This is a genomic window from Coleofasciculus sp. F4-SAH-05, assembly GCF_040222985.1.
Classification (GTDB): domain Bacteria; phylum Cyanobacteriota; class Cyanobacteriia; order Cyanobacteriales; family Coleofasciculaceae; genus Coleofasciculus; species Coleofasciculus chthonoplastes.
In genome coordinates, this window is record NZ_JAVKBY010000281.1 from 1 (window position 1) to 5,887 (window position 5,887).

Annotated in this window: 7 protein-coding genes; 6 read left to right on the forward strand and 1 reads right to left on the reverse strand. The window is 45.6% G+C overall.

The window, feature by feature from the left end; genetic code table 11:
• From RIG27_RS34170 to RIG27_RS34185, 4 genes are all read left to right on the forward strand, one after another.
• Window positions 1-460, forward strand: a 460-nt coding sequence (locus RIG27_RS34170) for an Ig-like domain-containing protein (RefSeq protein ID WP_446351457.1), incomplete at its 5' end; no start/stop codon positions are given.
• Window positions 432-1,061 carry a calcium-binding protein gene (locus tag RIG27_RS34175; RefSeq protein WP_446351458.1) on the forward strand — a complete coding sequence of 210 codons (630 nt, stop codon included), beginning with the start codon at window positions 432-434 and terminating at the stop codon, window positions 1,059-1,061. The genes RIG27_RS34170 and RIG27_RS34175, both read left to right, overlap by 29 nt.
• 116 nt (window positions 1,062-1,177) lie before the next feature.
• A complete protein-coding gene (locus RIG27_RS34180) occupies window positions 1,178-1,423 on the forward strand; it encodes a UPF0175 family protein (protein ID WP_446351459.1) in 246 nt (81 codons plus the stop codon).
• On the forward strand, window positions 1,420-1,899 hold the full coding sequence (locus tag RIG27_RS34185; protein WP_446351460.1) for a DUF3368 domain-containing protein: 480 nt from the start codon (window positions 1,420-1,422) through the stop codon (window positions 1,897-1,899). The genes RIG27_RS34180 and RIG27_RS34185 overlap by 4 nt, the downstream gene beginning before the upstream one ends.
• A 196-nt stretch (window positions 1,900-2,095) precedes the next feature.
• Here the strand turns inward: RIG27_RS34185 and RIG27_RS34190 are convergent, their stop codons facing one another.
• Entirely contained in the window at window positions 2,096-2,944 is an 849-nt protein-coding gene (locus tag RIG27_RS34190) for an ABC transporter permease (protein ID WP_446351463.1), read from the reverse strand.
• Between the two features lie 273 nt (window positions 2,945-3,217).
• Between RIG27_RS34190 and RIG27_RS34195 the strand changes: the two genes are divergently transcribed.
• The gene (locus RIG27_RS34195) at window positions 3,218-3,772 is read left to right on the forward strand and encodes a TRAP transporter small permease subunit (protein WP_446351461.1); all 555 of its coding nucleotides are present in this window, start codon (window positions 3,218-3,220) and stop codon (window positions 3,770-3,772) included.
• On the forward strand, window positions 3,756-5,093 hold the full coding sequence (locus RIG27_RS34200; protein WP_446351462.1) for a TRAP transporter large permease: 1,338 nt from the start codon (window positions 3,756-3,758) through the stop codon (window positions 5,091-5,093). The genes RIG27_RS34195 and RIG27_RS34200 overlap by 17 nt, the downstream gene beginning before the upstream one ends.
• Window positions 5,094-5,887: the final 794 nt, after the last annotated feature.

The following is a 5,887-nucleotide window of genomic DNA, read 5'->3' on the forward strand; positions in this document are numbered from 1 at the left end:
TGTCCTCAGTAATGATAGTGATATCCTAGATCGTCGGTCGAATATTCCCAGAAACCGGGTTTCTCCTCAGGATGACAACGCCATATCAATATTTGACCCAAAGAAACCCGGTTTCTTGACCGATATCCTGGATGGCGATACTTTATATATCGATACCTTTGATATCTTCTCCACCAACGGGGGTACAATTACTCGTGATCAACGGGGAACTCCCAATGACTCAACTGACGACTATCTTCTCTATACTCCCGCCGCTGGATTTAGTGGTGACGATTCCTTTAATTACACGATTACCGATGGACAAGATACGGATACGGCTACCGTTACCATTACCGTTAATTCAGTTAGCAATTTAACCCTATTTGGTACAGCGAATCATGACATCCTCACCGGGGGAAGTGGAGAGGATATCCTATTTGGCGAAGCCGGGAATGATGAATTACGCGGGTGCAGCCAATGACTTCCTCAGTGGAGGCGACGATGATGATCAACTCTTTGGCGACGCCGGAGATGATATGCTCATGGGAGAAGCTGGGCGCGATCGCATGGAAGGGGGAGTCGGACATGATACCGTAGAAGGCGGCGATGGCAATGACCACATATTCGGCAATCCCGGCGATGATATCCTATTCGGCAATAGCGGGGAAGATATCATACGCGGTGACGAAGATAATGATATTCTCCATGGTGGAGGCGATCGCGATCGCTTATTTGGTGATACCGGAAATGATTTTCTCCTAGGAGAAGGTGACGCGGATATCCTGGTAGGCGGAGACGGCGATGATACCCTCGATGGCGGCGCTGGCGCGGATAAACTCTATGGAAATAATGGGGCGGATCAGTTTATCTTACGAGTTGGTGAAGGAAGCGATACCATCTTTGACTTTAACCCTGGGGAAGATGTCTTAGGTTTAGCCGGGGGACTAAGTTTTAATCAGCTTAATCTGATGGGTATGGGAAGTACCACCTTAATTCAGATGAATGGGAGTGGGGAAATATTAGCCATGTTAATCGGCGTACAAGCCACCCAAGTCAGTGTAGCCGATTTTGTCGTGGTGTAGGAATTATGCGATCGCGCCCATTGTATCAAAATTGACACACCAACCCAAACCGTAGGGGTTTGGTTTCCGTTCCCCCTGTCTTTAGAATAGGAGTAAACGAGTCTAAAGTTTACCCGATGGCTGTTGTTATTCCCGATGAAGTTCTGAACATCGCCCAACTCTCCGATGTAGAGATGTTACAAGAAATTGCCATTCTGCTGTTTCAGCAGGAACGCTTGACATTAGCGCAAGCCAGTCGATTGGCTTCTTTGCCCCGTTTGCACTTTCAAAAGCTGCTCGCAAGTCGTCAGATTCCTGTACATTATGATGTGCCGGAATTGGACGCTGAGGTGGAAATGATGCGGGAGATGGGTTATCTTTGACTATTGTTAGTAATACCTCACCGATTACCAATTTAGCCGCGATCGCACAGCTTGATCTACTCTACCAACTCTACGGCACAATTCTGATTCCACAAGCTGTTTACGCAGAACTGACAAGGTTTAATGTACCAGGAACTATAGAAGTTCAAACGCTTAGTTGGATAGAAACTGTTACTGTAGTCAATCAGGAATTTGTCGTTCAATTACAATCGGAACTCGATCCGGGTGAAGCGGCGGCTATTGCACTTGCTGTCGAACAACAAGCGACTTTAGTAATGTTAGATGAACGTAGGGGAGTACAGGTGGCTAGGCGCTATGGTTTGCAGGTACAAGGTATTTTAGGTGTGCTACTTCGGGCAAAAAACCAAGGATTGATTCCAGTAGTGCGTCCGTTTTTAGATGCTTTAGTCAATGAAGCGGGTTTTTGGATGACTAATAATCTTTACCAACGGATTTTGCAAATTGCTCAAGAATAATTGCCTACAGAAAAATACTGTAGGGGCGACTTGCCGAACATCAGTGTCAACTTAAGCTCAACCCCTCTCCCCACGGTGGGAGAAGGGGTTAGGGGATGAGGGGGAAATGCCGAGAAGTAGATAGACACAGCTTAAAACCTTACCAGCATTGCTTTTCTACCTTAAGTTGACACCAATGCTTGCCGCATTTAACGCTCTATAATACATCCGCAAACGCGGGACGCAATTTCTGATAACACCAAAGCCCCACACCAAACACTACCCCAGAAACGCCAAACGTGACTGCCCATTCTAACCCATGTTCCACTGACCCAACTAATACCAAATCCCGATAAACTTGAGCAATCACCGCCAAAGGATTTAACCAAAATACCCAATACCGTAAATGTTCGGGAATCACCGAAGCTGGATAAACAATTGGCGTCAGATAAAACCAAAGATTTAAAATCACCCCTAATGTTTGGGGAATATCTCGCAAAAATACGGTTAATCCGGCGGCTAAATATCCTAATCCGGCGGTTAATAACAACTGGGTTAACCACACTAAAGGCAATAACGCTAACGTCGCATTTAATGTTCCTGAGGATATAGCCACTAACACAATCAACGCGGCTAACCCTAAGGCACTTTCAATAAATGTCGATAAGACGGGAACCAGTGGTAATAGTGCCAAGGGAAACACCACCTTTTTTACCAAATTGGGTTGTCCGACTACCGAACCCGCTGATTGGGTTAACCCGCCAGTAAAAGCAATCCAAGGCAATAACCCGGCAAACAACCATAAGCCAAAGGCAATATTGTTATCCGCCGGTAATCCCTTCAGACTAAGCTTCACCTTCAGGACAATGGAAAACACGTAGGTGTAAATCAGCAACTGTGATAGTTGATTGAGGAGGGGCCACAAATTCCCCAATACCGAACCCTTATACCGTGCCTCCAAATCCCGGCGTACTAATGTCCGCAGTAGGTCAAATTTGACCCACCACTGCTCCTTTAGGGGCAACCAGCGTCTAATTTTACCAACTTTCCGAATTACGCCGAGCATTGATTTGTCATTTGTCATTTGTCATTTGTCATTTGTCAAGTCGGGGCGGGTGTAGGGTGCGTTAGCGTAAGCGTAACGCACCATTTCAAAAGATAGTAGTGAAACCCGCCCCTACACAATCTTCCCCATCTGACACACCGAGCGTGTTACTGAGCGAAGCCGAAGTAAGTCGAGGTGTCCCCCGTCTGAAGAAAGGCGAAAATTTGCTATATTCCTGGCAACAGTGGGGGTAAAATACATCATCTGGTGTAGCGTCAGGAGAAGCCGTAAGCTTTGCAGCAATTATTACAGATTTCTCGACTCATTGATGCATTCAACGAATGGGTTGGTCGTCTAACCTACTGGCTAGTATTACTGATGATCGCGATCGGTACCTGGAATGTCGCCGGACGCTATATTGGCTATTTTGTCGGTCAAAACCTCAGTTCCAATGCCTTTATCGAAGGTCAATGGTATTTATTTGACCTGGTATTCCTCTTGGGTGCAGCCTACGCCCTGCGCCATGATGAACATGTGCGGGTGGATGTGTTCCATAAAAGTTGGTCCCCTAAATGGAGATCCTTGGCTGATTTAATTGGGACGCTGTTATTCTTGATTCCCTTTTGTTTAATGGTAATTTATTTCTCTTGGGGAACCATTCTCAATTCCTGGGCAATTCGGGAAATGTCTCCTGATCCGGGGGGATTACCCCGCTATCCGATCAAATCTATGATTATTGTCAGCTTTGTCCTCCTGATTTTGCAAGGGATTTCCCAAGGGATTAAAAACTGGGCAATTTTCACAGGCTATCTCACACCCCAGGAGGAAGATCATGATGCTGGAGTATGAATGGTTAGGTCCTTTAATGTTTGCCGGGGCGTTGGTATTTCTGTCGCTGGGTTATCCCGTCGCATTCTCTCTGGGAGGGGTTGCGATCGCGTTTGCGATTATTGGTGTGAGTTTGGGTGTCTTTGACGCCATCTTCCTGACTGCCATGCCTCAGCGCATTTTTGGCATCATGGCAAACTATACCCTCTTGGCAATCCCTTATTTTATCTTCTTGGGTTCCATGCTGGAAAAATCTGGCATCGCTGAACGCCTGTTAGAAACCATGGGGATTCTGTTTGGGCGATTGCGGGGGGGACTTGCCTTAGCTGTAGTATTAGTGGGGGCGCTATTAGCCGCCACTACTGGGGTTGTCGCTGCAACCGTCGTGGCTATGGGGCTGATTTCTTTACCCATCATGCTGCGTTACGGCTATGATAAACGGTTGGCAACGGGGGTAATTGCTGCATCGGGGACGTTAGGACAAATTATTCCGCCGAGTGTGGTTTTAGTTGTATTAGCGGATCAATTAGGAATTTCTGTCGGGGACTTATTTATTGGTTCCTTAATTCCTGGTTTATTAATGACCGCAGCTTTTGCGGTACACGTACTAATTGTGGCATGGTTAAAACCTACTGCTGCACCGGCTTTACCTGCTGAGGTTCGCAACATTGGCGGGAAAGCCTTAGGGCGTCGGGTTCTGTTTGCGATGTTCCCACCGTTATTATTAATTCTTTTAGTCTTAGGCAGTATCTTTTTTGGCTTTGCCACACCAACAGAAGCCGGGGCGGTGGGTTGTGTGGGCGCGATGATACTGGCGGCGGCTAATCGTCAGTTAAGCTGGTTATCGTTACGCCAAGCCTGTGACGCTACGCTACGAATTACCAGCATGGTGATATTTATCCTACTGGGTTCTACCGCATTTAGCTTAGTCTTTCGCGGTTTAGAGGGCGATCAGTTTATGTTTGATATTCTCGCCAATTTACCCGGAGGTCAGATTGGCTTTCTGGCAGTGAGTATGATAACGGTGTTTATTTTAGGCTTTTTTATTGATTTTTTTGAAATCGCCTTTATTATCGTTCCGTTGTTTGCTCCTGTGGCGGAATCTCTCGATGTAAATCTTGTCTGGTATGGGGTTATTTTGGGGGCGAATCTACAAACATCCTTTCTCACACCGCCCTTTGGCTTTGCCCTCTTTTACTTACGGGGTGTCGCCCCACCGGAGGTGAAGACGACAGAGATTTATTGGGGGGTAATTCCATTTATTTTACTTCAGGCGCTAATTGTTGTCTTAATTATCGCGTTTCCGGAGTTAGTTAGTTTTCTTCCCTCGTTGAGTCGCTAATACTTAGAGTCTGCTAAAAAAATTGATTGAACAATGGATTAAGTCAAGACTCAACTGTAGCGATCAAGATGCTCGCACTACAATAATTTTACCATTCTTGACATTAAGATTTAAATGCCGAATAGCTTCTCCTTGTGTTGGGTTTGGTCTATCAGTTACTTGTAACAATGTTATCATAAAATAGTCAAAATAAAAACCCCTTTGTCTCAAAAAAAAGAGACTAGGAGTAAATACTTGGATTTCAAAAATGTAGGGTGGGTTAGGCGGGATTTAAACCGAAGCGATAACCATTCAATGAACAATCAGCCGTAACCCACCGATGTTAACGGGGAGGTGTATTATTTTATCAAAATATCAGGTGCGAATTCTTACTTAATTTGGTTGGATTGACGCAGTAAACCCAACCTACTCCCTGACTTTTCACAGGAAATCTAGAAACCTGAGTCGGGGCGGGTGTAGGGTGAGGAGAGCGAAGCGTAACGCACCATTTCAAACGATAGTGGTGAAACCCGCCCCTACACAATTCACACTCACGTTGCGCCACATACCGTTTAAAATTGTCAGGTATTGGATGTGTAGGCAAAATCTGCCGGAGACAGTGAGGTGAAACTGTTCCCTGTTCCCGGTTAAGAGTTCCCTCCCCTCACCACAACACTTACAGCGCTTTGCGCTATATCATAGTACAATTGATGAACAGAGATTAAGGCGTTGGATAGCCAATGAAAGCATATTCAGTAGATTTCAGAGAAAAAATAGTCAAAGCTCATTTAGTAGAAAAAAGCTCAATTAGACAT